We start from the raw sequence: 25,168 nt of genomic DNA, 5'->3' as shown, positions 1-25,168 counted from the left end.
TTCAGGTCAAAAACAAACTCACCGAACCAGAACACCATAGTCGCTGTTACGGGTTGCTGCCTGCGCGGCGTCCTGCCGCGCGCATTGTTCAAAACCCTGCATAAAGCCTGCCGCCGTGATTTATCCGCCCAGCGGGGTCGGATGCGGGTGCATCACGGCGCGCTGCCGCTCCTCCTCAAGGAATTTCATGATGATCGGCGCCACGGCTTCGGCGCGGGTGATCAGGAACAAATGACCGTCGTCGATGATGTGCAGCTGGGCGTTGGGAATCCGCCAGGCGAGCATGCGCATGTTGATCAGCGGGATCAGCGGATCGTCGTCGCCGGCCAGCACCAGGGTCGGCTGATGGATCTTGTGCAGCCAGTGAATGCTGGTCCAGCCGAGTCCGGCGAACAGCTGCCAGTAGTAACCGAGCTTGCCCGCCGAACGCACTTTCGCCGCATGGCTGGCAGCCAGCGTCGGGTCGCGGCGGAACGAGCCGCCGTAGATCAACGGCGCAATCCGGATCACGTGCGATGGCTGGATGTAACGGCGTGGGCTGGCCATCATCCACAGCACTTTCGGCTTGCCCGGCACCATGAAGGCGCCGGCTGCGGTCGCCGCCAGCACCAGTTTCTTGCAGCGTTCGGGATAGTCGTGGGCGAATTGCTGCGCCAGCGCGCCGCCCCACGACACGCCGATCACGTTGACCTGACCGTAGTCGAGGTAGTCGAGCATCCGCGCCGTCAGCTTCGCCAATCCGGGAAAGCGATACGGCCGGTTGGGCGTCGACGAGCCGCCGACACCGGGCACGTCAAAGGCGATCACTTCCAGATCCGGGTCCAGCGCCGCGACAAACGGAAACACCAGCTCCAGGTTGGCGCCGATGCCGTTGAAAATCAGCAAGGGCGTCAAATGAGGCTTGCCGGGGCGTACCGCGGTGCGGAGGGTCTGCCCATCCAGATCGACGGTACGGAATATGAACGGTTGCGGCATGCTTCAGGCCCTGTGGATTAATTCATCCCCGCCCCCCCCCTGTATGAGTGAGCCTTGTGGTGAGGGGATTTATCCCCGATCGGCTGCGCAGCAGTCGCAAAATCATTACGCACGGTTTTTCAGAACTACCGCGTCAGATGGTTTTGGGGCCGCTTCGCAGCCCATCGGGGATAAATCCCCTCACCACAGTTTCACCCCACAGTTCGGGGAGCCGAGGTGTGTCAGTTACCGCTCATGTACGTAAGTGCCCGGCGAGGCCTCGCCTGCCGGATACGCCTTGTTGCCCAGTTTCAGTGGTGCCTTTTTCAGATTGCCCGAGCGCTCGGCCTGCCATGCCTGCCAGTACAGCCACCAGGAATCGGTGTGCTTGGTCGAATTCTCCTGCCAGTCGTCGGCATTGGCGGCCATGCCTTCGCTGGTCATGTAGCGCGATTTCGGGTTGCCCGGCGGATTCAGGATGCTCTGGATGTGCCCGCTGCTCGACAGCACGAACTCGACCTTGCCGCCAAACAGCTGCGCCGACTTGTAGCAGGACCTCCACGGGGTGATGTGGTCGTTGGTGCCGGCCAGCGAGAAGATGTCGGCGGTAACCTGCTTGAGGTCGATCGGCGTACCGCACACTTCCAGTGCATTGGGGCGAATCAGTGGGTTGTTTTTGAACATCTCGATCAGGTCGCCGTGAAACGCGGCGGGCAACCGAGTGGTGTCGTTGTTCCAGAACAGGATGTCGAACACCGGCGGCTCGTTGCCGAGCAGGTAGTTGTTGACCCAGTAGTTCCAGATCAGGTCGTTGGGACGCATCCACGCGAAGACCTTGGCCATGTCTTTGCCTTCGAGCACGCCGGCCTGGTACGAGTGGCGCTTGGCGGTCTCGAGGGTCTGCTCGTCGACGAACAGGGCGACGTCGCTATCCAGGGTGGTGTCGAGCACGCTGACCAGCAGGGTCAGCGCGTTGACCTTGTTCTGGCCGAGGGCGGCGTAGTGGCCGAGCAGCGCGGTGCAGGTGATGCCGCCGGAGCAGGCGCCGAGCATGTTCACGTCTTTGCTGCCGGTGATGGCGGTGACCACGTCGACTGCTTCTTTCAGTGCATCGATGTAGGTCGACAGGCCCCACTCGCGCTGGGCCTTGGTCGGGTTGCGCCAGCTGACGATGAAAGTCTGCACGTTGTTGCGCAGGCAGAAGCGCGCCAGACTCTTGTCCGGGCTCAGGTCGAACACATAGAACTTGTTGATCTGTGGCGGCACCACGAGCAGTGGACGCTCGTGCACCTGCTCGGTGATCGGCTTGTACTGGATCAGTTCCAGCACGTCGTTGCGAAACACCACCGCGCCTTCGGTCACGCCCAGGCTCTTGCCGACCTCGAATGCGCCCATGTTGACCTGGCTCGGCATGCCGCCGTTGTGCACCAGATCCTTGGCCAGATGCGAGAGGCCGTCGAGCAGGCTTTTGCCGCCGGTCTCGAAGAAGCGTTTGACCGCTGCCGGGTTGGCGGCGGTGTTGGTCGGGGCCATGGCTTCGGTCATCAGGTTGATCACGAAGTGGCCGCGCGCGATGTCTTTGGGTGACAGGCTGCTGTCGTCGATCCAGGAATGGAGCTCCTTGCGCCACGCCAGGTAAGTTTGCAGATAACGTTTGTAGAGCGGGTTCTGACTCCACGCCGGATCAACGAAGCGACGATCATCGCTGGCCGGTTGCAGTTCGGATTTGCCGAACAGCACGTTCTTCAGTTCAAGACCGAAATGGGTCACGTGCTTGACGCTATGGATCGGTTGTTTGATGGCCTGGGTCAGCACCATTCGAGCAGAGGCCAGCAGATCCTTTCCGCGCAGCCCAACGACGGGATTAAGCCCCAGGGTGTTTTCCGAGGCTTGGTACTTCAGGTCATCGTTATTCTTGTTACTCATCTACGACGCTCCATTGTCCTGAGACGAGTACCCGTTTTCTGCTGTGCAGTTCCACAGCGAATGCCAGGTACTACTGCTCGGGTGACCGTTAATTCTGCATAGCTGCTTTACAGTCGTAGAGCACTGCAGGGAACTTGCCAGCTCCATTGGTTACCCGAGTTTAATTTTTTTCGCAAGCAGGCCGATCCTCGGCCACACAGCAGAGCATTCAAACAGATGAATTTAGAAAATGCCCTCTAAAGAGCAAGAGTCTCGGACTAGAGCATCAGCTTGACGATTGACTGGTCCGGATCGCGGGTTTTCCCGGCCGCTTTGAGCTCGGCCAGATAATCGGCCCAGAGTGCGTCATGACGTCGCCCCAGCTCGTAGAGATAATCCCAGGTGAACAGGCCGCTGTCGTGACCGTCGTCGAAGGTCAGTTTCAGTGCGTACTGACCGGCCGGTTCCAGGCCGCTGAGGCCGACATTGAGCTTGCCGAATTGCAGGATCGGTTTGCCGTGGCCCTGGACCTCGGCGGAAGGGGAATGCACGCGCAGGAATTCGGCGGGCAGGGTGTACTCCTCGCCGGACGCGTATTTGAGCGTCAGGGTTTTCGAGGCTTTGTGCAGTTTGATGTCGGTAGGAATAGTGGTCATTGCAGGTCATCCGACTGTGATGAACCCCTGTAGGAGCTGCCGCAGGCTGCGATCTTTTGATCTTGTCTTTTATGAATCAAAATCAAAAGATCGCAGCCTGCGGCAGCTCCTGCAGGGAAGGTGACCTACAGGATATAACGGGACAGGTCTTCGTTCTGCGCCAATTCGCCCAGATGGCTGTTGACGTACGCAGCGTCGATCAGGATCGGTTTGTCGTCATGCGCGCTGGCCAGGTCACCGGCACTGAACGACACCTCTTCCAGCAGGCGCTCGAGCAGCGTGTGCAGGCGACGGGCACCGATGTTCTCGGTCTTCTCGTTGACCTGCCAGGCGATCTCCGCCAGACGCTTGATGCCTTCCGGCTGGAACTGGATGTTCAGGCCTTCGGTTTTCAGCAGTGCGCAATATTGCTCGGTGAGCGAAGCGTGCGGCTCGCTGAGGATGCGCTCGAAGTCTTCCGGGCTCAGCGCCTTGAGTTCGACGCGGATCGGCAGGCGACCCTGCAGCTCCGGCACCAGATCGCTCGGCTTGCTCAGGTGGAACGCACCGGAGGCGATGAACAGGATGTGGTCGGTCTTGACCATGCCCAATTTGGTATTGACGGTGCAGCCTTCGATCAGCGGCAGCAGGTCGCGCTGTACGCCTTCACGGGACACATCGGCGCCGCCGACATTGCCGCGCTTGGCGACCTTGTCGATTTCGTCGATGAACACGATGCCGTGCTGCTCGACCGCTTCCAGCGCCTTGGCCTTCAACTCTTCTTCGTTGACCAGACGCCCGGCCTCTTCGTCGCGCACCAGTTTCAGCGCTTCTTTGACCTTGAGCTTGCGAGCTTTCTTCTTGCCCTTGCCCATGTTGGCGAACAGGTTCTGCAACTGGCTGGTCATTTCTTCCATGCCAGGCGGCGTGGCGATTTCGATGCCGGCCACTTCAGCGACTTCGATCTCGATTTCCTTGTCGTCCAGCTGGCCTTCGCGCAGGCGCTTGCGGAACAGCTGACGGGTGTTGGAGTCGCTGCTCGGCGCTTCTTCATTGCTGAAGCCCATGCGTGCCGGTGGCAGCAGTGCGTCGAGGATACGGTCCTCAGCAGCGTCTTCGGCACGGTGGCGCACGCGGGTCATTTCCTGCTCGCGGAGCATCTTGATCGCGGCGTCGGCCAGGTCACGGATGATCGATTCGACGTCACGGCCAACGTAGCCGACTTCGGTGAATTTGGTCGCTTCGACCTTGATGAACGGCGCGTTGGCCAGTTTTGCCAGGCGACGGGCGATCTCGGTTTTACCGACACCGGTCGGGCCGATCATCAGGAGGTTTTTCGGAGTCACTTCAACGCGCAGCTCTTCAGGCAGCTGCATGCGGCGCCAGCGGTTGCGCAGGGCAATCGCGACGGCGCGCTTGGCATCGTCCTGGCCGATGATATGGCGGTTGAGTTCGTGGACGATTTCGCGGGGAGTCATGGACATAATAATTGACGGTCCTCAAGCAGAAACAAGCCGTGGCACTTAGGCCGCGTCAGGCTTATTCAGCGAGATCCTGCTCCTCAATGGTCTGGGTGTGGTTGGTGAATACACAGATGTCGCCGGCGATACCGAGGGCGGTCTCGACGATCTCGCGAGCCGACAGGTCGGTCTTTTTCAGCAGCGCGCTGGCTGCGGCTTGCGCGTAGGCGCCGCCGGAACCCATGGCGATCAGGCCGTCTTCAGGTTCGACCACGTCACCGTTGCCGGTGATGATCAGCGAGGCGTCCTTGTTGGCAACCGCGAGCATGGCTTCGAGGCGGCTCAGGGAGCGGTCGGTGCGCCATTCTTTGGCGAGTTCTACAGCGGCGCGGATCAGGTGGCCCTGATGTTTCTCGAGCTGGCCTTCGAAGCGTTCGAACAGGGTGAAGGCGTCGGCGGTGGCACCGGCGAAACCGGCGATGACCTGGCCGTGGTACAGGCGACGCACCTTTTTGGCGTTGCCTTTCATCACGGTGTTGCCGAGAGAAACCTGGCCGTCGCCGCCCATGACGACTTTGCCGTGGCGGCGGACTGAAACGATGGTGGTCAAGGGAAGAGTCTCCACGCAGCGGGCGAAAATGCCTTATGCCCATTCATATGGGGGTGCTGGAGAGGATTTCAACCGGGGAGGGTAATGGGAGACGAATGGTGTTTGATGACTGTGGCGAGGGGATTTATCCCCGATGGGGCGCGAAGCGGCCCTGAAACCTGCGGTTGCAGTCGGTCTGACGCACCGCGAATGCCGGATTTACGACTGCTGCGCAGCCGGTCGGGGCGGTGCGACGTTTCGCTAAATCCCCTCACCACAAGGTTGTGGGCAACCTCAGAGTGAGGTGCCCACAGGCCAATCAGCGGCTCTGGCGTTGTTGTAACAACAGATTGCTGAAGCCGCTGCCGGCCAGTTGTTTCTGCGCCGTGGTCAGCTGTTCGCGGTTGCTGAACGGGCCAACCAGTACGCGATACCAGGTTTCATCCTTCACTGTGCCGGACTCAACCGCCACAGCCTGGCCGAGCAGAATGATCTGCGCGCGCACCTTGTCCGCGTCCGCCTCTTTGCGGAACGAACCGGCCTGGAGGAAGAACTTGGTCACTGGCGCCGCTTTCGCCACCGGTGGCGCTGGCGGCGGGGTAATGCCCGACAGCGCGGCCTGCGCGCGTGCGGTGTCGATTTTCGCCGCTTCCGCCGGGGTCACCGGTGTGGTCGGCACTTGCGGCGTCGGCAGGGTTTTCTCCGGCACGGCATCCGGCGGCACGATCACTTCCGATTCCGGCAGCAGGGTGTAGAAGTCGTACTTCGGCTTCACCGGTTGCGTCGGGCTCGGCGGGGTCTTGTTGGCCTCGGCGATCTTCGACGCTTTCTGCTGCTGCGCCTGCTCGACTTTCTCGCGCTTGACCGTGTCGCTGCCCTTGCCCGGCTCCAGTTTCATCAGGAACACGATGAACGCGCCGACCGTCAGGCCGATGGCCATCCACAGCCAGCCCGGGATCGGTTGCTTTGCAGGAGCTTGGTAACGGCTGGCGCCACGCTTGGGTGCAGGTTTTTTCTTGGCAGCCAACTTACATGCGCTCCAGAGTTTCCAGGCCCAACAGTTCCAGGCCTTGCTTGAGAGTACGACCGGTCAGCGCGGCCAGACGCAGACGGCTCTGCATCTGGGCCGGCGTTTCGGCGGCGAGGATCGGGCAGTTCTCGTAGAAGCTGGAGAACAGACCGGCGACGTCATACAGATAGGTGCAGAGGATGTGCGGTGTGCCTTTTTCCGCAACGTTGTTCAGCACTTCGCCGAACTGCGCCAGTTTCGCCGCCAGCTCTTGCTCGTGCTCGGCTTCGAGGACGATCTGGCCGTCGACTTCGCTGAAGTCCTTGCCCAGTTTGCGGAACACACCGGCGACACGGGTGTAGGCGTACAGCAGGTATGGCGCGGTGTTGCCTTCGAAATTCAGCATCAGGTCGAAGTTGAAGCTGTAGTCGCTGGTGCGGTGCTTGGACAGGTCGGCGTATTTCACCGCACCGATGCCGACAACCTTGGCGATGTTGCGCAGTTCGTCTTCGGCCAGTGTCGGGTTTTTCTCTTTGACCAGGTTGTAGGCACGCTCCTGGGCTTCGGTCAGCAGATCGATCAGCTTCACGGTGCCGCCATCACGGGTCTTGAACGGACGGCCATCGGCGCCGTTCATGGTGCCGAAGCCCATGTGCTCCATTTCCATCGGATGGGTCACGAAACCGGCCTTGCGCGCCACGGCGAACACTTGCTGGAAGTGCAGGGCCTGACGCTGGTCGACGAAGTACAGCGCGCGGTCAGCCTTCAGCTTGCCGCTGCGGTAGCGCACGGCCGCCAGGTCAGTGGTGGCGTACAGGTAACCGCCGTCAGCCTTGACGATGATCACTGGTAGCGGATCGCCGTCGGCGTTCTTGAACTCGTCGAGGAACACGCACTGGGCGCCGTTGCTCTCGACCAGCATGCCGGCGGCTTTCAGGTCGTTGACCACGTTGATCAGGTCGTCGTTGTAGGCGCTTTCGCCCATCACGTCGGCCATGGTCAGTTTGACGTTGAGCAGTTCGTAGATTTTCTGGCAGTGCGACAGCGAGATGTCTTTGAACTTGGTCCACAGCGCCAGGCACTCGGCATCGCCGGCCTGCAGCTTGACCACCAGACCACGGGCGCGGTCGGCGAATTCTTCGGATTCGTCGAAACGCTGCTTGGCGGCGCGGTAGAAGTTTTCCAGATCCGACAGCTCGTCGCTGGTGATCGGGTTTTCCTGCAGGTAAGCCATCAGCATGCCGAACTGGGTGCCCCAGTCGCCGACGTGGTTCTGGCGGATCACTTCGTCGCCGAGGAACTCGAGAACACGGGCCACGCCGTCGCCGATGATGGTCGAGCGCAAGTGGCCGACGTGCATCTCTTTGGCCAGGTTCGGCGCCGACAGGTCGACCACGGTGCGTTGCGCCGGGCCGGCCTTGCGCACGCCAACGTGAGCGTCAGCCAGTGCGGCGTCGAGGCGCGAGGCGAGGGCCTGGGTGTTCTGGAAGAAATTGATGAAGCCGGGGCCGGCGATTTCGGCTTTGGTGACGTTCTCGTCGGCCGGCAGCGCAGCGATGATTTTCTCCGCCAGATCGCGCGGCTTCATGCCCGCAGGCTTGGCCAGCATCATGGCGATGTTGCTGGCGAAGTCGCCGTGGGTCTTGTCACGGGCGTTCTCCACCTGAATCGCCGGCGACAGGCCTTCAGGCAACACACCTTCGTTGACGAGTTGGGTGAGGGCTTGTTGGATCAGCTGGCGAATGGTGTCTTTCATGGTCTTCTCTTTCGACCGCAAGCGCGGCGGCGCATCGATGCGCGGGTGGAAAAACTGGGCATTATCCGTTGCGAAGACGGGCTTGCCAACCTTAGCAGGCAGGATGTGGATATGTGGTGACAAATTACCCTGTGGCGAGGGAGCTTGCTCCCGCTCGGCTGCGCAGCAGTCGTAAAACCGGCTCGATCGGTTTGGCTGGCATTACCGTTTTGGGGCCGCTTCGCGCCCCAGCGGGAGCAAGCTCCCTCGCCACAGGTCAGCGTCAATACAAATCCACCGGATCGACATCCAGCGACCAGCGCACCGCCCGCCCGCTCGGCATCTGTTCCAGCTCCAGCAACCAGCTGGCGAGCAGTCGATGCAAGGGTGCCCGCGCCGCCGCCTGCACCAACAGCTGTGCACGATAGCGCCCCGCACGGCGCTCCATCGGTGCCGGCACCGGTCCGAGCAATTCGATCCCGCCTGGATTCTGTTCAGCCAGCAAGCGCTCGGCGGCGCTGCATGCCTCATCGAGAAAACCTTCCGCCTGCCCCGGTTTGTGCGCTTCGGCGCGTAACAGCGCCAGGTGTGAAAACGGCGGCAGCCCCGCCGCGCGGCGCTCACTCAAGGCCTGCTCGGCGAAAGCGAAGTAACCCTGTTCGGTCAGTTGCACCAGTAAAGGATGGTCGGCCAGGTGCGTCTGGATGATCACTTTGCCCGGCTCCTCAGCCCGCCCGGCGCGCCCGGCCACCTGCACGATCAGCTGCGCCATGCGCTCGCTGGCGCGGAAATCTCCGGAGAACAGCCCGCCGTCGGCATCCAGAATCGACACCAGCGTGACCCGCGGGAAGTGGTGCCCCTTGGCCAGCATCTGCGTGCCGACCAGAATGCACGGCTGACCCTTCTGAATCGTCGCGAATAATTGATTCATCGCGTCCTTGCGCGAGGTGCTATCGCGGTCGACGCGCAGCACCGGGTAGTCCGGGAACAGAATCGCCAGCCGCTCCTCGGCGCGTTCGGTGCCGGCGCCCACCGGGCGCAGATCGACCTTGTTGCACTTGGGGCACTGGCGCGGCGTGCGTTCGACGTTGCCGCAGTGATGACAGCGCAGCTCACCGTAGCGCTGGTGCACGGTCATCCGCGCGTCGCAGCGTGAACACTCCGACATCCAGCCGCAATCGTGACACAGCAATGTCGGCGCAAAGCCGCGCCGGTTGAGGAATACCAGCACCTGCTGGCCGGCCGCGAGGGTCTGGCCGATGGCTTGTTGCATCGGCCCGGAAATGCCGCTGTCCAGCGGACGGCTTTTCACGTCCAGCCGCAGGAACCGAGGTTGCTTGGCGCCGCCGGCCCGCTCGTTGAGGCGCAGCAGGCCATAACGACCGGTGTAGGCGTTGTGCAGGCTTTCCAGCGAAGGCGTGGCGGAGCCGAGGACGATCGGGATGTTTTCCTGTCGCGCGCGCACCAGCGCCAGATCCCGGGCGTGGTAGCGCAGGCCTTCCTGCTGTTTATAGGAGCCGTCGTGCTCTTCGTCGATGATGATCAGCCCCGGGTTTTTCATCGGGGTGAACAGCGCCGAGCGGGTGCCGATAATAATGTCGGCCTCGCCGTCGCGGGCAGCGAGCCAGGCGTCGAGGCGCTCGCGGTCGTTGACCGCCGAATGCAGCAGGGCGATGCGTGCGTTGAAGCGCTGCTCGAAACGCGCCAGGGTCTGCGGGCCGAGGTTGATCTCCGGGATCAGCACCAGTGCCTGCTTGCCGGCTTCGAGGGTTTCGCGGATCAGTTGCAGATAGACTTCGGTCTTGCCGCTGCCCGTGACCCCGGCCAGCAGAAACGCGTGATAGCTGTCGAACCCGGCGCGGATTGCTTCGTAAGCGGCGCGTTGTTCGGTGTTCAGCGGCAACTCCGGTTGCGCCAGCCAGTGTTCGTGGCGCACGCCAGGGGCGTGCCGGCGAATCTCCACCTGCACCAGTCCTTTTGCCAGCAGCAGGTCGAGGCTGTCCTTGCTCAGCATCAGTTTGCTCAACAACTGATGGGCGACGCCGTGCGGGTGCTGCGCCAGCGTCGCCAGCGCTTCCCGTTGCCGTGGCGCGCGGGCGACGCGCGGATCATCGAGACTGGCGCCGGGGGCGACTGACCAGAAGCGCTCCTGTCGCGCCTCGGCCAGTTCGCCCTGACGCAGCAGCACCGGCAGCGCCCAGCTCAAGGTGTCGCCGAGGCTGTGCTGGTAATACTGCGACGTCCACAGGCACAGCTTGAACAGTGCGGGCGGCAGCGGCGGCTCGGCATCGAGCAGGGCCAGCGCCGGTTTGAGTTTTTCCAGCGGTACATCGCTGGTGTCGGTGACTTCGACCAGGATCCCGATCATTTCCCGCCGACCGAACGGCACACGCAAGCGCATGCCCGGCTGCAACTGGGCACGCGATACCCCAGCCGGCGCCCGATAATCGAACAGGCGGCGCAGGGGCGAAGGCAGGGCGAGGCGCAGAATGGCGTCGGGCACGCGGGGGGATCTCTATCAACACAAAAGGAGGCTTGGCGCAGATCAAGTGTGGGAGCGAGCTTGCTCGCGAACGCGGTGTGTCAGGCACGAAGTCATCAACTGGCACAACGCATTCGCGAGCAAGCTCGCTCCCACAGGGGTGCGTTCAAGCCCGGGAGCCTAGCAGACGGTCGGTCTCAGGGACAGCTTGCGCGATTGACATTGTCTGGTAGAATCCGCGGCCTAATTACGTGCGGTATTCAACAATAGTGTTGGGTGGCGGCACGCTAGCTGAGGAAGACATCATGAAAGCTGATATCCACCCGAATTACCCAGAAGTTGCAGTAACCTGCAGCTGCGGCAACAAGTTCGAAACCCGTTCGACCTTCGGCAAAGCCCTGGCGATCGACGTTTGCAACGAGTGCCACCCGTTCTACACCGGTAAGCAGAAGACTCTGGACACCGGTGGCCGCGTTCAGAAGTTCGCCGACCGTTTCGGTGCCTTCGGCGCCAAGAAGTAAGATTGGTCATTCTGGAAAACTTCGACGGTTTCTCCAGGCTGATGAAAAAGGCGTCCCTTGTGGGCGCCTTTTTTGTGTCCGCGATTTGGCTGTCCGCAGCCCAGGCATTTTGCCCCACGCCTGCCGGCCTCAGCAGCGTCAGCGTCCAGCGCGTGGTCGATGGCGACACGCTACGCCTGAGCGATGGGCGCAGTGTGCGGATGATCGGTCTCAACACGCCGGAGTTGGGCAAGCAGGGCCGCAGTGACGAACCCTTCGCCGTGGCGGCACGTAAACGCCTTGAAGCACTGGTGGCGGACAGCCGCGGTCGGGTCGGTCTGCTCCCCGGCAAGCAGGCCAAAGACCATTACGGTCGCACCCTTGCGCATGTCTACAGCACCAACGGCACCAATCTTGAAGCGCAAATGCTCGCCGACGGCCTCGGTTTTCAGGTGGCGGTGGCACCGAATGTCGATCTTGTTGCCTGTCAGCAGGCGGCCGAACGCAGCGCCCGGCAGGCCGGTCGAGGCCTGTGGCGCCAGTCGCCTGTACTGAAAGCGGAGCAGATCCACACTGCGGGTTTCGCCGTGGTCAGTGGGCGTGTGAGCAAGGTTCAACGCAATCGCGGCGGAATCTGGATCGAGTTGCAGGACTCGGTTGTACTGCGCGTTGCACCCAATCTGGTCGGACAATTCGACAACGCCCGGTTGCAGGCGCTGCAGGGCAGACAGATCGAGGCTCGCGGTTGGATCGTCGACCGTTCGCGGCGTGGCGGGTTGAAATCGGGTCAGGCGCGTTGGTTGTTGCCTTTGACCGATCCGTCGATGCTGCAAAGCACCCACTGAAGAAAAATTGTAGACATTTTTTCTGTTGATTGTGAACAGTCAAGCCCTTGTGCGCCGTGGCTCTTGGCCCAAAGTCGTAGGACAGGGCGCTTGACAGGGGTGACCGCTCAGTCTTGTGGGGACTTTGCGAGGCGCGTATCCTCGCTGACCAGTCTGTCCAACAGTAAAAAGCGGAATGCCAAAATGTCTGATCTGAAAACTGCCGCTCTCGAATATCATGCCAATCCTCGTCCAGGGAAGCTGAGTGTCGAGCTCACCAAGGCCACTGCTACCGCCCGCGACCTGTCGCTGGCCTACAGCCCCGGCGTAGCTGAACCAGTGCGTGAGATCGCCCGCGATCCTGAACTGGCCTACAAATACACCGGCAAGGGCAACCTGGTTGCAGTCATTTCCGATGGCACCGCGATTCTGGGCCTGGGTAACCTCGGCCCACTGGCCTCCAAGCCAGTGATGGAAGGTAAAGGCGTACTGTTCAAGCGCTTCGCCGGCATCGACGTGTTCGACATCGAAGTCGATTCCGAAAGCCCGCAAGCCTTCATCGACACCGTAAAACGCATCTCCATCACCTTCGGTGGCATCAATCTGGAAGACATCAAGGCGCCTGAGTGCTTTGAGATCGAACGTGCTCTGATCGAGCAGTGCGACATTCCGGTATTCCACGATGACCAGCACGGCACCGCGATCGTGACCGCTGCGGGCATGATCAACGCCCTGGAAATCGCCGGCAAAACCCTGCCGGAAGCCAAAATCGTCTGCCTCGGCGCCGGCGCTGCGGCCATCTCCTGCATGAAGTTGCTGGTGAGCATGGGCGCAAAAATCGAAAACATCTTCATGGTTGACCGTACTGGCGTGATCCACTCCGGCCGTGATGACCTGAACCAGTACAAAGCCGTGTTCGCTCACGCCACCGACAAGCGCAGCCTGGCTGATGCTCTGCAAGGCGCTGACGTGTTCGTCGGTCTGTCCGGCCCGAACCTGCTGAGCGCTGAAGGTCTGCTGTCGATGGCGGCCAACCCGATCGTCTTCGCCTGCTCGAACCCGGATCCGGAAATCTCCCCGGAGCTGGCACACGCCACCCGCAGCGACGTGATCATGGCCACCGGTCGTTCCGACTACCCGAACCAGGTCAACAACGTTCTGGGCTTCCCGTTCATCTTCCGCGGTGCCCTGGACGTTCGCGCCAAGCGCATCAACGAAGAAATGAAAGTGGCTGCGGCCAACGCCCTGCGTGAACTGGCCAAACTGCCAGTGCCACAGGACGTGTGCGACGCCTACGGTGGTGCGCCGCTGGAATTCGGTCGTGAGTACATCATTCCCAAGCCAATGGACAAGCGCCTGATCACCCTGATCTCCGACGCCGTGGCCAAAGCTGCGATCGAGACCGGTGTGGCGACCCTGCCGTATCCGAAGAACTACCCGCTGAAAAGCGTGGATGACGTGTTCAACGGCTAAGTCGTTGTAGCGCTTCAACCAGAAGCCCCGGCTCGTAATGAGCCGGGGCTTTTTGTTAGGCAGATCAAAAGATCGCAGCCTGCGGCAGCTCCTACAGGGGGGAGCACATTCCAAATGTAGGAGCTGCCGCAGGCTGCGATCTTTTGATCTTGATCTTCACGCAATAAAAAACCCCGCTCCTCTCACGAAGGCGGGGCTTTTTGCCAAGGCTGGATCAGAACAGGTCGATCGGTGCCTGCTCATCCGCCGGCAGCGGACTGCCCGGTACGGCGCCGTTGCCCAGTTCATTCACCGAGGGCGGCGTGTCTTCCGACTTGAACAGCTCGAAGTACGCGCCCGGCGTGCTCGGCGTTGCCGCGCGACCGCTGACCGGATCCACCCGCAGGCTGAGGATGCCTTCCGGCTCAGGCTGCACGTGTGGCGGCTTATCCTTGAGCGCGGCCGACATGTAATTCATCCAGATCGGCAGCGCCACGGTGCCGCCGAACTCGCGGCGGCCGAGGCTTTCCGGCTGGTCGAAACCGGTCCACACGGTGGTCACGTAATCGGCGTTGTAACCGGAGAACCATGCATCCTTCGATTCGTTGGTGGTACCGGTCTTGCCCGCGATGTCGCTGCGGCCCATGGCCAGTGCGCGACGCCCGGTGCCGAGCTTGATCACGTCCTGCAGCATGCTGTTGAGGATGTACGTGGTACGGCCATCGACGATTCGCTCAGCGACTGCCGGCGCTTGAGGCGCGGCGGCAGTGCCCGGGGCTTCGCCCGGCACCGGCGCGGCGTTGACGGTGATCGGCTGCGACGCTGGCGCGGCGAGGCCATCCGTGGCCGACACGCCCTGAGGCACGGTCGGCGGGTTGGCGACGAACAGCGTGTCGCCGTTACGGCTTTCGATCTTGTCGATGATGTACGGGGTGATCTTGAAGCCGCCGTTGGCGAAGGTGCTCCAGCCGGTGGCGATTTCCATCGGGGTCAGGGTCGCGGTGCCCAGCGCCAGCGACAGGTTCGGCGGCAGATCCTGCTTGTTGAAGCCGAAGCGGGTGATGTAGTCGATGGTCTTGCCCACACCCATCGCCTGCAGCAGGCGGATCGACACCAGGTTACGCGACTTGTACAGCGCCTCGCGCAGACGGATCGGGCCGAGGAAGGTGTTGGTGTCGTTCTTCGGCCGCCAGACCTTGTCCAGGTATTCGTCGACGAACACGATCGGCGCATCGTTGACCAGCGTCGCGGCGGTGTAGCCACTGTCCAGCGCGGCGCTGTAGACGAACGGCTTGAAGCTCGAACCCGGCTGACGCTTGGCCTGCAGGGCGCGGTTGTAGTTGCTCTGCTCGAAAGCAAAACCACCGACCAGCGAGCGAATCGCGCCGTTCTGCGGATCCAGCGACACCAGCGCGCCCTGCGCCTGCGGGATCTGGCTGAATTTGAGCGAGTTGTTCGGCTGACGCTGCACGCGAATCAGATCGCCGACCTGCGCCACATCCGACGGCTGACGCGGTGCGGCGCCCATGCTGTTGGTATTGAGGAACGGGCGCGCCCATTTCATGGTGTCCCAGGCGACGTGTTCTTCGCCGGTACGGGTCAGTACCTGCAAGCCATTCTTGTCGACCTGGGTGACGATGGCCGGCTCAAGACTGCTGATGGTGCGCTGCTTGGTCAGCTCGCTGGCCCACGCTTCGTGGGTCTTGCCCGGCAGACGCGATTCGGGGCCACGGTAGCCGTGACGCTGGTCGTAGGTCATCAGGCCTTCGTGCAGCGCGGTGTTGGCCATTTCCTGCAGGTTGCTCGGCACCGTGGTGGTGACGCGGAAGCCTTCGGTATAGGCGTCGCTGCCATAGCGACCGACCATCTCGGCACGGGCCATCTCGGCGATGTACGGTGCGTTCACTTCCGGGGTCGGCACGTGATAGCTGGCGTTCAGCGGCTCGTTGATCGCGGCGGTGTAGTCGGCCTCGGAGATCTTGCCGAGCTTGTACATGCGCCCGAGGATCCAGTCGCGACGTTCCTTGCTGCGCGCCGGGTTGGCCAGCGGGTTGAAGCGCGACGGGGCTTTCGGCAGGCCGGCGATCATCGCCATCTGCGCCAGGCTGACATCGCGGATCGACTTGCCGTAATACACCTGCGCCGCCGCCTCGATGCCGTAGGCGCGGTTACCCAGATAAATCTTGTTCACATACAGCTCAAGGATCTCGTCCTTGGTCAGCTGCCGTTCGATCTGCAGGGCCAGAAGAATCTCGGTGGTTTTGCGCGAGAAGCTGCGTTCGCTGGTCAGGAAGAAGTTCTTCGCCACCTGCATGGTGATGGTGCTGCCGCCGGACTGAATGTGTCCGCTTTTGACCAGTTGGGTCGCCGCGCGCATCAGGCTGCTCGGATCGACGCCATAGTGATTGGCAAAATTGTCGTCTTCAGCACTTAGTAACGCATTAATGAAATTGGGCGGAATGTCGGCGAAACGGATCGGAGTACGGCGCATTTCGCCAAATTCTGCGATCAATTTGTTGTCGCTGCTGTAGACCCGGAGCGGAATCTGCAACTGAATGCTTCTCAGCGCCTCCACAGACGGCAAACCCGGGCTAAGGTAAAGAAACGCGCCGCTGAGACCTAAAAGCAGTCCGCAGAAAACGGCGACGATGGACCAACCGAAAAATTTCAGCAGACGAATCAAGGCTTTTGAACATCCAGGGCAAAGAATGAATTGGGCGACAGGGTTCCGGTAACACACAGAACAGCCTGGGCCGGCAGTAAAAAGCGGAAAAAAACGCTGGGCATTATAAGCACTTTTCTGCTGGGGGCGTCATTTGCGCTTCTGTCAAGGCGGGGTGAAGGAACGCAATGCGTATTACAGAGTCCGTAACTCACGGAAAGTCATAGGGAATTGGTAGTGCTGGGACTCTTCAATAAAAAGACCAATACGTTACTGGGGATCGACATCAGCTCCACTTCGGTGAAGCTTTTGGAATTGAGCCGTCAGGGTGACCGCTACCGGGTCGAGGCGTACGCGGTTGAGCCGCTGCCGCCCAACGCCGTGGTCGAGAAGAACATCGCCGAGCTCGAAGGCGTGGGCCATGCCTTGTCCCGGGTGCTGGTCAAGGCGCGCACCGGGCTCAAGAGCGTGGCGGTGGCGGTGGCCGGTTCTGCGGTGATCACCAAGATCATCGAGATGGACGCCGGGCTGACCGACGACGAGCTGGAAAACCAGCTCAGGATCGAGGCCGACCAGTACATTCCCTATCCGCTGGACGAAGTCGCCATCGATTTCGAGGTTCAGGGCGTTTCCCCGCGCAACCCGGAGCGGGTCAACGTGCTGCTGGCCGCATGCCGCAAGGAAAACGTCGAAGTGCGCGAGGCGGCACTGGCGCTGGCCGGGCTGACCGCGCGAGTGGTCGATGTCGAAGCCTACGCACTGGAGCGCTCGTTCGGCCTGCTCGCCACGCAACTGGCGGCATCGCAGGAGCGCCTCACCGTGGCGGTGGTGGACATCGGCGCGACCATGACCACCCTCAGTGTTCTGCACAACGGCAAAATCATTTACACCCGCGAGCAACTGTTCGGCGGGCGGCAGTTGACCGAGGAAATCCAGCGTCGTTATGGCTTGACCATCGAGCAGGCCGGTCTGGCGAAAAAACAGGGCGGCTTGCCCGATGACTACGTCAGCGAGGTGTTGCAGCCGTTCCGGGAGGCGCTGGTGCAGCAGGTCTCGCGTTCGCTGCAGTTCTTCTTTGCCTCGGGTCAGTACAACGCGGTGGATCACGTTCTGCTGGCGGGTGGTACGGCATCGGTGCCGGGGCTGGATCGCCTGATCGAACAGCGCCTGGGCACCCCGACCCAGGTCGCCAACCCGTTTTCCGACATGGCCCTGAGCAGCAAGGTCAACGCCGGGGCGCTGGCCAGCGACGCGCCGGCCCTGATGATTGCCTGCGGGCTCGCGCTCAGGAGTTTCGACTGATGGCGCGGATCAACCTTCTCCCCTGGCGCGAGGAGCGCCGCGAAGAGCGGCGCAAACGCTTTCTGCTGATCCTGATCGGGGTCTTCGTCGGTTCGGTGGGCGCAGTGTTCATCGCCGATCAGATCGTCGGTACCGCCATCGAGCGGCAGACAGCACGCAATATCTATATTGGCAAACAGATCGCCGTGGTCGACGAACGGATCAAGCAGATCAGCGAGCTCAAGGCGCGGCGCCAGCAACTGGTCGAGCGCATGCGCATCATCCAGGACTTGCAGGGCAACCGGCAGATCAGCGGGCGGATCTTCGACCAACTGGCGCGCACGCTGCCGGACGGGGTGTATTTCACCAGCGTGAAATTGCTCGGCAAGACGCTGTCGATCAGCGGCGCGGCGGAGTCGAACAACCGCGTTTCGGAGCTGATGCGCAATCTGGATGCTTCCGACTGGTTCGATGCGCCGAGTCTTAATGAAGTGAAAGCGACGACTGCCGGTCAGGTGGATCAGGCCAACGTCTTTCAGCTGACCGTGCGTCAGACCCAGCCAGCCGCGACGGAGGGCGACAAATGAAGCCGTCCGAATGGCTGCAAAGTCTGCGCAACATCGACTTCAACGATCTGGACACCAGCAATATCGGCTCCTGGCCGGCCGCGGTGAAAACTATCGCGGGAGCATTGCTGGCGGTACTGGTGTTGGCGCTTGGCTATAACTTTTTCATCAGCGACATGGAAAACCAGCTGGAAGCCAAGCGTCAGGAAGAGGACACCTTGAAGGAGCAGTTCGCCAGCAAGGCGCACATGGCTGCCAACCTGGAGCTTTACACCCAGCAGATGAAGGAGATGGAGACCTCCTTCGGCGTGCTCCTGCGGCAGTTGCCCAGCGACACCGAGGTCCCGGGATTGCTCGAAGACATCACCCGCACCGGGCTGGGCAGCGGTCTTGAATTCGAAGAGATCAAGCTGCTGCCGGAGGTGACCCAGCCGTTCTACATCGAGCTGCCGATCCAGATCACTGTCACCGGGGCTTACCACGACCTCGCGACCTTCGTCAGTGGCGTCGCCGGGTTGCCACGCATCGTCACCTTGCACGATTTCGAACTGGCACCGGCCAATCCCGACGGCGGGACGAAGCTGCGCATGAGCATTCTCGCCAAGACCTACCGCTATAACGACAAGGGGTTGGACAAATGACCCCGATCCGTTATTTCGCCCTGTCGGTGCTGTTGCTGGGTCTTGGCGGATGCTTTGGTGGAGATGACTTCAGCGATCTCGACGCCTACATGAATGAGGTGCGTCTGCGGCCGGCGGGCAAGATCGAGCCGACGCCGACGTTCCGTTCCTATCCCACGTTTACCTACAGCGCGGCCAACCTGCGCAGCCCGTTCTCGCGTCAGGTGCGCGTCGATCTGGCCGGGCAGCAACGTGGCTCGCGCAACGTCAAACCCGACCCCAACCGGGTCAAGCAATACCTCGAAGGTTTCAACATCGAGCAGTTTGAAATGGTCGGCACGATCTCCAATGCCTCCGGCTCCTTCGCCCTGCTGCGCGGAGCGGGGGCGGTGCATCGGCTGAAAGTCGGCGACTACCTGGGGCGCAACGACGGTCGCATCGTCGCCATCAGCGCCACTCAGGTCGATGTGGTCGAAATCGTGCCCGATGGCGAAGGCGCCTGGCTGGAGCGTCCGCGCACCATTCCTTTGAAAGAGCACTCATAGTGGAAGTCGAACAATGAACAGGATTTTCTTTAGCCTCGGTTTTTCGCTATGGATAGCGCTGCTTTCACCGATGGTTCAGGCGGCCAGCCTCAAGACGCTGGATGTCGCGGCGTTACCGGGTGATCGCATCGAGTTGAAGCTGTCGTTCGACAGCCCGCCACCGCAACCCAAGGGCTACACCACCGAATCGCCGGCGCGAATCGCCCTCGATCTGCCGGGTGTCGCCAGCCAACTGGCAAGCAAGACCCGTGATCTGGGCAGCGGCAACGCGCGAACCGCTACAGTGGTCGAGGCCAACGACCGCACGCGCCTGATCATCAACCTGACGCAACTGACGCCCTACACCTCACGGGTAGAGGGCAACAATCTGTTCGTGGTGGTCGGGCAGGGCGCCAAGCCTGCGGCGCCGCGTCCCGCCGCTGTTGCGCCGCGACCGGTCGCGGCGCCGGCGAAGGTTTACACTCCCGTCGCCAAAACCATTCGTGGCGTCGACTTCCAGCGCGGCACCGCGGGTGAGGGCAACGTGGTCATTGACCTTTCGGACCCGACCATCGCCCCGGACATCCAGGAGCATGACGGCAAGATCATCCTCAGCTTTGCTCGCACGCAGTTGCCCGACAGGCTGCGGGTGCGCCTCGACGTCAAGGACTTCGCCACGCCGGTGCAGTTCGTCAACGCTGCCGCCACCGGTGATCGTGCGGTCATCACCGTCGAACCCAGTGGCACGTTCGACTATTCCACCTACCAGACCGACAACAAACTCACCGTCAGCATTCGCCCGATGACGGTCGATGACCTGCAAAAGCGCAACGCCGACCGCAACAGCTACAGCGGCGAAAAGCTTTCGCTGAATTTCCAGGACATCGACGTGCGTTCGGTGCTGCAACTAATCGCCGACTTCACCAACCTCAATCTGGTGGCCAGCGATACGGTGCAGGGCGGGATCACCTTGCGTTTGCAAAACGTGCCGTGGGATCAGGCGCTGGACCTGGTGCTGAAAACCAAAGGCCTGGACAAGCGCAAGATCGGCAACGTGTTGCTAGTGGCCCCGGCCGACGAAATCGCTGCCCGTGAACGCCAGGAACTGGAGTCGCAAAAACAGATCGCCGAACTGGCGCCGCTGCGCCGCGAGCTGCTGCAAGTGAATTACGCCAAAGCCGCGGATATCGCCAAACTGTTTCAGTCAGTGACCAGCGCCGAGGCGAAAATCGACGAGCGTGGCTCGATTACCGTCGATGAGCGCACCAACAACATCATTGCCTACCAGACCCAGGATCGCCTCGACGAACTGCGGCGGATCGTGGCGCAACTGGATATTCCGGTGCGCCAGGTGATGATCGAGGCGCGGATCGTCGAGGCCAACGTCGATTACGACAAGAGTCTGGGCGTGCGCTGGGGCGGCTCGATCCAGAACAAGGGCAACTGGAACACCTCCGGGGTCAGCAATGGCTCGTCGACCACCATTGGCACGCCGGGCAGTACCAGCACCAACTCGCCGTTCGTCGACATGGGCACGGTCGGTAACACGTCCGGGATCGGCATAGCCTTCATCACCGACAACGTGCTGCTCGATCTTGAGCTGACTGCCATGGAGAAGACCGGCAACGGCGAAATCGTCTCCCAGCCGAAAGTCGTCACCTCCGACAAGGAGACGGCGAAGATCCTCAAGGGCACCGAGATTCCGTATCAGGAAGCCAGTTCCAGCGGTGCGACGTCGGTGTCGTTCAAGGAGGCTTCGCTGTCGCTGGAAGTGACGCCGCAGATCACCCCCGACAACCGCATCATCATGGAGGTCAAGGTCACCAAGGACGAACCGGACTACCTGAACAAGGTGCAGGATGTGCCGCCGATCAAGAAGAACGAGGTCAACGCCAAGGTGCTGGTGAACGACGGCGAGACCATCGTGATTGGCGGTGTTTTCTCAAATACTCAAAGCAAGGTTGTAGATAAGGTGCCATTTCTTGGCGATGTGCCGTATCTTGGCCGCCTTTTCCGGCGTGATGTGGTTTCTGAGAAAATATCCGAGCTGCTGGTATTTCTCACTCCGCGTATCATGAATAACCAGGCGATTGCTGTGAGTCGTTGATTCTGTGCGAAATTTGATTCTTGTAGGACCGATGGGCGCTGGCAAAAGCACCATCGGCCGGTTGCTGGCCAAAGAGCTGCGCCTGCCGTTCAAAGATTCCGACAAGGAAATTGAACTGCGCACGGGCGCCAATATCCCGTGGATCTTCGACAAGGAAGGCGAGCCCGGCTTTCGTGACCGTGAGCAGGCGATGATCGCCGAGCTGTGCGCGTTCGACGGCGTGGTGCTGGCGACCGGCGGCGGCGCGGTGATGCGTGATGCCAACCGCAAGGCCCTGCACGCGGGCGGACGGGTGGTGTATCTGCACGCCTCCGTCGAGCAGCAGGTCGGGCGTACGTCGCGCGATCGCAATCGTCCTTTGCTACGCACCGCCGATCCGGCGAAAACCCTGCGAGACCTGCTCGAGATCCGCGATCCGCTTTATCGGGAGATCGCCGATCTGGTGGTGGAAACCGACGAACGGCCACCGCGCATGGTGGTGCTCGACATTCTCGACCGTCTGGCACAGCTGCCACCCCGTTAAAGCGCCGCCGGAAATGCGCTATCCTCGGCGTCCTGTCACAGCCGCCGAGGTTGTGGCGGATGGCGTGCGGGCGGCGTCAGATTCGCTACAGGCCGCAGACAACCAATAATTCAGGGCAGGACGCCTGCTTCCATCTTCACTGTGGGGACACATGCAGACACTCAAGGTCGATCTAGGCGAGCGCAGCTACCCGATTCATATTGGCGAAGGTTTGTTGGATCAGCCTGAGCTGCTGGCGCCGCATATCCACGGGCGGCAAGTGGCAATCATCTCCAACGAGACCGTGGCGCCGCTCTATCTCGAACGTCTGACCCAAAGCCTTGCGCAGTTCTCGGTGATCTCGGTGGTGCTGCCGGACGGCGAAGCCTTCAAGAACTGGGAAACCCTGCAACTGATCTTCGACGGCCTGCTGACCGCCCGTCACGACCGCCGCACCACGATCATTGCCCTCGGCGGCGGTGTCATCGGTGACATGGCCGGTTTTGCCGCCGCCTGCTACCAGCGCGGTGTCGATTTCATCCAGATTCCTACCACGCTGCTGTCCCAGGTCGATTCGTCGGTGGGCGGCAAGACCGGCATCAACCATCCGCTGGGCAAGAACATGGTCGGCGCGTTCTATCAGCCGAACGTGGTGCTGATCGATACTGCATCGCTGAAAACCCTGCCGGAGCGCGAGCTGTCCGCGGGTCTGGCGGAAGTCATCAAGTACGGTCTGATCTGCGACGAGCCGTTCCTGACCTGGCTCGAAGACAACGTCGACGCCCTGCGCGCGCTGGACCAGATAGCCCTGACCTACGCCATCGAGCGCTCCTGCGCGGCCAAGGCTGCGGTGGTCGGCGCCGACGAGAAGGAAACCGGCGTGCGCGCCACGCTCAATCTCGGCCACACCTTCGGTCACGCCATCGAGACCCACATGGGCTATGGTGTCTGGTTGCATGGTGAGGCGGTCGCCGCTGGCACCGTGATGGCGCTGGAAATGTCCGCGCGTCTGGGCTGGATCAGCGAACAGGAGCGTGATCGCGGCATTCGTCTGTTCCAGCGTGCCGGTCTGCCGGTGATTCCGCCGGAAGAAATGACCGAAGCCGATTTTCTCGAACATATGGCAATTGATAAAAAAGTGATCGACGGTCGTCTGCGCCTGGTGCTGCTGCGCCGGATGGGCGAAGCGGTGGTGACCGCCGATTATCCGAAAGAGGTTCTACAGGCCACGCTGGGAGCGGATTACCGCGCTCTGGCTCAGCTTAAAGGTTAATAAGATTCCGATGACTAGTTTGCATGCCGACGAGGCGTTCCTCGGCCATTTCCAGTTAAGTCACGACCCTTTCGCGCCGCGGGTGCCGGGCTTCAAATTTTTCCCGGCCCAGCGCAAGCCGGTGCTGGGGCAACTGCATCACCTGGCGCGTTACAGCCAGTTGCTGCTGGTGGTCACCGGCCCGCAGGGCAGCGGCAAGACCTTGCTGCGTCAGGCGCTGGTGGCCAGCACCAACAAACAATCGGTGCAAAGCGTTGTCGTGTCGGCCCGTGGCGCCGGCGATGCCGCTGGCGTGCTGCGTCAGGTTGCCCAGGCGCTGGACGTGGCGCAGGCGGAAGTCGGCGCGATTCTGGCGCAAGTGGTGCAGCTGGCACTGACCGGGCAGGAAGTCTATCTGCTGGTGGATGATGCCGAGCAGCTCGACGAATCCGCCCTCGAGGCGCTGATGGCGCTGGGTGCCGGTGCGCCGGAAGGTCGTCCGCACGTGTTCCTGTTCGGTGAGTCGTCGCTGATCGCGCAACTGGAGGCCTTGCACCTCGAGGAAGAGCGCTTCCACGTCATCGAACTGCAGCCGTACACCGAAGAAGAGACCCGCGAATATCTCGACCAACGGCTCGAAGGTGCGGGCCGGGGTGTCGAACTTTTCACTGCGGATCAGATCTCTGAGATTCACGAAAGCGCCGAGGGTTGGCCTGGCAACATCAACCAGGTCGCTCGCGATGCACTGATCGAAGTCATGATTGCCAGCCGCTCTGCGGTCAAGCGTCCAAGTATGGGGTTCAACATGCCGAAGAAACACGTATTGGCGATATCCGCCGTCGTTGTGGTCGCGGTCGCCGCCGCCTGGCTGATGCCGGGTCGCAACAAGGCGCCAACCACTGGCGCACCGGCCAATGAACAGGCACAACTGCCGTTGGGCCAGGGCGCCAAGGGTGGCGCGCCGAACGTCGAGTTCGCCGGCAATACCCAGCCGATGCCGCTGCCGCTGGTCGGCAACTCGCAACCGGTCATGCGCGGCCCGTTGGCTGAAGCCGCTGGCGGCATCACTGAAGGTGACGACGGCGTGCCGGTTGAAGGCTCCAGCGCGACGCCGCCGACCGTCACCACTTCCGCGCCACCGGCAGGTGTTCCGGCCGGCCCGGCTCCGACGCCAGTACCTGTTCCGGCGGCCAAGCCGACCCCGGCACCGACTCAGGTCGCCACCGCCAAGCCTGCTCCGGCAGCGCCAGCGGCCAAACCGGCTCCTGCCCCGGCCAAGCCAGTTGCAGCCGCCAAACCGGCCGAGAAGCCGGTTACCGTCGCCAGAGCCGCCGGTGGCAGCTGGTACGCCGGTCAGCCGACCAGCAACTACGTGGTGCAGATCCTCGGTACCAGCTCCGAAGCGACCGCACAGAACTTCGTCAAGGAGCAGGGCGGCGAGTACCGTTATTTCAAGAAAGTCCTCAACGGCAAGCCGCTTTACGTGATCACCTACGGCAACTTCGCCAATCGTGATGCGGCCGTTTCTGCCATCAAGGCCTTGCCAGCGAAGGTTCAGGCTGGTAAACCTTGGCCTCGCACTGTCGCCAGCGTCCAACAGGAACTGGCAACAACTCGCTGAAGATTCGGCGGCCTTACCCAGGCCGCCTCTCCAAGCACCTCAAAATTTCTACGAGTGCGCGCTTCCTTCCAGGTCGCGTGCCTTGTGGTGTCTGCGTCACAGTAGTCTTTGAGTCGTTGCGGTCAGAATTAAAAAAGTTTTGACTAGCACAGCATATCGCTTTAAACCTTTCACAAATGCGACATAGATTTGCGACATTTCGTCGTCAAATTTGTGAGCGTCTGTGTCGCTGTGTACAATGACCACCCTTTTGCCCCCGCAAAGCCGGCGTACGTTCGGCGCGGCAAGCAAGTGGTTGAATTGAAAAGAAATTTGCCTCGAAAAGAGGCAGCCTGGTGAGAAAGTGTCTATGAAAGCAGGTCTGTACCAACCAGATGAATTCAAGGATAACAGCGTTTTCGTACTGATAGCCCATATGCAGGGCGAACCCAGTCATACCCTATTGCATAAGGCCATCGTTGCCCTGTCCTGCATGACCCACCGCGGTG

General features: G+C 61.6%; 21 protein-coding genes. 12 read left to right on the top strand and 9 right to left on the bottom strand.

Annotated elements, in window-relative coordinates; genetic code table 11:
• Window positions 1-120: 120 nt before the first annotated feature.
• The 8 genes from phaZ to ACIP8I_RS20405 all read right to left on the bottom strand — a co-directional run bounded on the left by phaZ (window position 121) and on the right by ACIP8I_RS20405 (window position 10,790).
• Entirely contained in the window at window positions 121-975 is an 855-nt protein-coding gene (gene phaZ, locus ACIP8I_RS20440; protein WP_027611303.1) for a poly(3-hydroxyalkanoate) depolymerase, read from the bottom strand.
• Window positions 976-1,200: 225 nt separating this feature from the next.
• Complete coding sequence (phaC, locus tag ACIP8I_RS20435) at window positions 1,201-2,880, bottom strand: class II poly(R)-hydroxyalkanoic acid synthase (RefSeq protein WP_400763415.1); 1,680 nt, start codon at window positions 2,878-2,880, stop codon at window positions 1,201-1,203.
• Between the two features lie 257 nt (window positions 2,881-3,137).
• Window positions 3,138-3,515, bottom strand: a complete 378-nt coding sequence (locus ACIP8I_RS20430; RefSeq protein WP_400763412.1) for a gamma-butyrobetaine hydroxylase-like domain-containing protein — start codon at window positions 3,513-3,515, stop codon at window positions 3,138-3,140.
• Window positions 3,516-3,640: 125 nt separating this feature from the next.
• Entirely contained in the window at window positions 3,641-4,978 is a 1,338-nt protein-coding gene (hslU, locus tag ACIP8I_RS20425; protein ID WP_400763409.1) for an ATP-dependent protease ATPase subunit HslU, read from the bottom strand.
• 55 nt (window positions 4,979-5,033) lie between these two features.
• A complete protein-coding gene (gene hslV / locus ACIP8I_RS20420) occupies window positions 5,034-5,564 on the bottom strand; it encodes an ATP-dependent protease subunit HslV (protein ID WP_007968352.1) in 531 nt (176 codons plus the stop codon).
• Window positions 5,565-5,862: 298 nt separating this feature from the next.
• A complete protein-coding gene (locus ACIP8I_RS20415) occupies window positions 5,863-6,570 on the bottom strand; it encodes an SPOR domain-containing protein (protein WP_007968349.1) in 708 nt (235 codons plus the stop codon).
• Window position 6,571: 1 nt separating this feature from the next.
• Window positions 6,572-8,308, bottom strand: a complete 1,737-nt coding sequence (argS, locus tag ACIP8I_RS20410; RefSeq protein ID WP_095138002.1) for an arginine--tRNA ligase — start codon at window positions 8,306-8,308, stop codon at window positions 6,572-6,574.
• Between the two features lie 262 nt (window positions 8,309-8,570).
• Entirely contained in the window at window positions 8,571-10,790 is a 2,220-nt protein-coding gene (locus ACIP8I_RS20405; protein ID WP_400763405.1) for a primosomal protein N', read from the bottom strand.
• Window positions 10,791-11,074: 284 nt separating this feature from the next.
• Between ACIP8I_RS20405 and rpmE the strand changes: the two genes are divergently transcribed.
• The 3 genes from rpmE to ACIP8I_RS20390 all read left to right on the top strand — a co-directional run bounded on the left by rpmE (window position 11,075) and on the right by ACIP8I_RS20390 (window position 13,566).
• On the top strand, window positions 11,075-11,290 hold the full coding sequence (rpmE, locus tag ACIP8I_RS20400; RefSeq protein WP_007968345.1) for a 50S ribosomal protein L31: 216 nt from the start codon (window positions 11,075-11,077) through the stop codon (window positions 11,288-11,290).
• A gap of 41 nt (window positions 11,291-11,331) precedes the next feature.
• Window positions 11,332-12,114, top strand: coding sequence for a thermonuclease family protein (locus tag ACIP8I_RS20395; RefSeq protein WP_400763494.1), 783 nt, complete (start codon window positions 11,332-11,334; stop codon window positions 12,112-12,114).
• Between the two features lie 183 nt (window positions 12,115-12,297).
• Complete coding sequence (locus ACIP8I_RS20390; RefSeq protein WP_041074924.1) at window positions 12,298-13,566, top strand: malic enzyme-like NAD(P)-binding protein; 1,269 nt, start codon at window positions 12,298-12,300, stop codon at window positions 13,564-13,566.
• 214 nt (window positions 13,567-13,780) lie between these two features.
• On the opposite strand, the gene ACIP8I_RS20385 is transcribed toward ACIP8I_RS20390, so the two are convergent.
• Complete coding sequence (locus ACIP8I_RS20385; RefSeq protein ID WP_367082678.1) at window positions 13,781-16,228, bottom strand: penicillin-binding protein 1A; 2,448 nt, start codon at window positions 16,226-16,228, stop codon at window positions 13,781-13,783.
• 216 nt (window positions 16,229-16,444) lie between these two features.
• Here ACIP8I_RS20385 and ACIP8I_RS20380 point away from each other — a divergent pair, with 216 nt between their 5' ends.
• The 9 genes from ACIP8I_RS20380 to ACIP8I_RS20340 form a co-directional block, all read left to right on the top strand.
• Window positions 16,445-17,509 (top strand): pilus assembly protein PilM, encoded by a 1,065-nt coding sequence (locus ACIP8I_RS20380; protein WP_108590281.1) that lies wholly within the window; start codon window positions 16,445-16,447, stop codon window positions 17,507-17,509.
• A complete protein-coding gene (locus ACIP8I_RS20375) occupies window positions 17,509-18,075 on the top strand; it encodes a PilN domain-containing protein (protein WP_400763401.1) in 567 nt (188 codons plus the stop codon). The genes ACIP8I_RS20380 and ACIP8I_RS20375 overlap by 1 nt, the downstream gene beginning before the upstream one ends.
• Window positions 18,072-18,695, top strand: a complete 624-nt coding sequence (gene pilO, locus ACIP8I_RS20370; protein WP_098966813.1) for a type 4a pilus biogenesis protein PilO — start codon at window positions 18,072-18,074, stop codon at window positions 18,693-18,695. The genes ACIP8I_RS20375 and pilO overlap by 4 nt, the downstream gene beginning before the upstream one ends.
• Window positions 18,692-19,219: a pilus assembly protein PilP gene (locus tag ACIP8I_RS20365; protein ID WP_007968333.1), complete on the top strand. Its 528-nt coding sequence runs from the start codon at window positions 18,692-18,694 to the stop codon at window positions 19,217-19,219. The genes pilO and ACIP8I_RS20365 overlap by 4 nt, the downstream gene beginning before the upstream one ends.
• Window positions 19,220-19,232: 13 nt before the next feature.
• Window positions 19,233-21,305: a type IV pilus secretin PilQ gene (gene pilQ / locus ACIP8I_RS20360; RefSeq protein WP_400763398.1), complete on the top strand. Its 2,073-nt coding sequence runs from the start codon at window positions 19,233-19,235 to the stop codon at window positions 21,303-21,305.
• A 4-nt stretch (window positions 21,306-21,309) separates the two neighbouring features.
• The gene (gene aroK, locus ACIP8I_RS20355; protein WP_027611316.1) at window positions 21,310-21,828 is read left to right on the top strand and encodes a shikimate kinase AroK; all 519 of its coding nucleotides are present in this window, start codon (window positions 21,310-21,312) and stop codon (window positions 21,826-21,828) included.
• 151 nt (window positions 21,829-21,979) lie between these two features.
• Window positions 21,980-23,080 carry a 3-dehydroquinate synthase gene (aroB, locus tag ACIP8I_RS20350; RefSeq protein ID WP_400763395.1) on the top strand — a complete coding sequence of 367 codons (1,101 nt, stop codon included), beginning with the start codon at window positions 21,980-21,982 and terminating at the stop codon, window positions 23,078-23,080.
• Between the two features lie 10 nt (window positions 23,081-23,090).
• Window positions 23,091-24,680: an AAA family ATPase gene (locus ACIP8I_RS20345; protein ID WP_400763393.1), complete on the top strand. Its 1,590-nt coding sequence runs from the start codon at window positions 23,091-23,093 to the stop codon at window positions 24,678-24,680.
• A 349-nt stretch (window positions 24,681-25,029) separates the two neighbouring features.
• Window positions 25,030-25,168 (top strand): hypothetical protein (locus ACIP8I_RS20340; protein WP_400763491.1); only part of this gene is annotated, 139 nt, incomplete at its 3' end.

The organism is Pseudomonas sp. NPDC088414, assembly GCF_044753325.1.
Taxonomy (GTDB): domain Bacteria; phylum Pseudomonadota; class Gammaproteobacteria; order Pseudomonadales; family Pseudomonadaceae; genus Aquipseudomonas.
Note: the sequence above shows the minus strand (reverse complement) of the source record. Positions and strands in the feature narration are given on the sequence as shown.

What these genes read in the sequence shown, in the direction of transcription:
- phaZ (WP_027611303.1), bottom strand. Translation starts at nt 975, where the DNA reads ATGCCGCAACCGTTCATATTCCGTACCGTCGATCTGGATGGGCAGACC.
- phaC (WP_400763415.1), bottom strand. Translation starts at nt 2,880, where the DNA reads ATGAGTAACAAGAATAACGATGACCTGAAGTACCAAGCCTCGGAAAAC.
- ACIP8I_RS20430 (WP_400763412.1), bottom strand. Translation starts at nt 3,515, where the DNA reads ATGACCACTATTCCTACCGACATCAAACTGCACAAAGCCTCGAAAACC.
- hslU (WP_400763409.1), bottom strand. Translation starts at nt 4,978, where the DNA reads ATGTCCATGACTCCCCGCGAAATCGTCCACGAACTCAACCGCCATATC.
- argS (WP_095138002.1), bottom strand. Translation starts at nt 8,308, where the DNA reads ATGAAAGACACCATTCGCCAGCTGATCCAACAAGCCCTCACCCAACTC.
- rpmE (WP_007968345.1), top strand. Translation starts at nt 11,075, where the DNA reads ATGAAAGCTGATATCCACCCGAATTACCCAGAAGTTGCAGTAACCTGC.
- ACIP8I_RS20395 (WP_400763494.1), top strand. Translation starts at nt 11,332, where the DNA reads ATGAAAAAGGCGTCCCTTGTGGGCGCCTTTTTTGTGTCCGCGATTTGG.
- ACIP8I_RS20390 (WP_041074924.1), top strand. Translation starts at nt 12,298, where the DNA reads ATGTCTGATCTGAAAACTGCCGCTCTCGAATATCATGCCAATCCTCGT.
- ACIP8I_RS20375 (WP_400763401.1), top strand. Translation starts at nt 17,509, where the DNA reads ATGGCGCGGATCAACCTTCTCCCCTGGCGCGAGGAGCGCCGCGAAGAG.
- pilO (WP_098966813.1), top strand. Translation starts at nt 18,072, where the DNA reads ATGAAGCCGTCCGAATGGCTGCAAAGTCTGCGCAACATCGACTTCAAC.
- ACIP8I_RS20365 (WP_007968333.1), top strand. Translation starts at nt 18,692, where the DNA reads ATGACCCCGATCCGTTATTTCGCCCTGTCGGTGCTGTTGCTGGGTCTT.
- pilQ (WP_400763398.1), top strand. Translation starts at nt 19,233, where the DNA reads ATGAACAGGATTTTCTTTAGCCTCGGTTTTTCGCTATGGATAGCGCTG.
- aroB (WP_400763395.1), top strand. Translation starts at nt 21,980, where the DNA reads ATGCAGACACTCAAGGTCGATCTAGGCGAGCGCAGCTACCCGATTCAT.
- ACIP8I_RS20345 (WP_400763393.1), top strand. Translation starts at nt 23,091, where the DNA reads ATGACTAGTTTGCATGCCGACGAGGCGTTCCTCGGCCATTTCCAGTTA.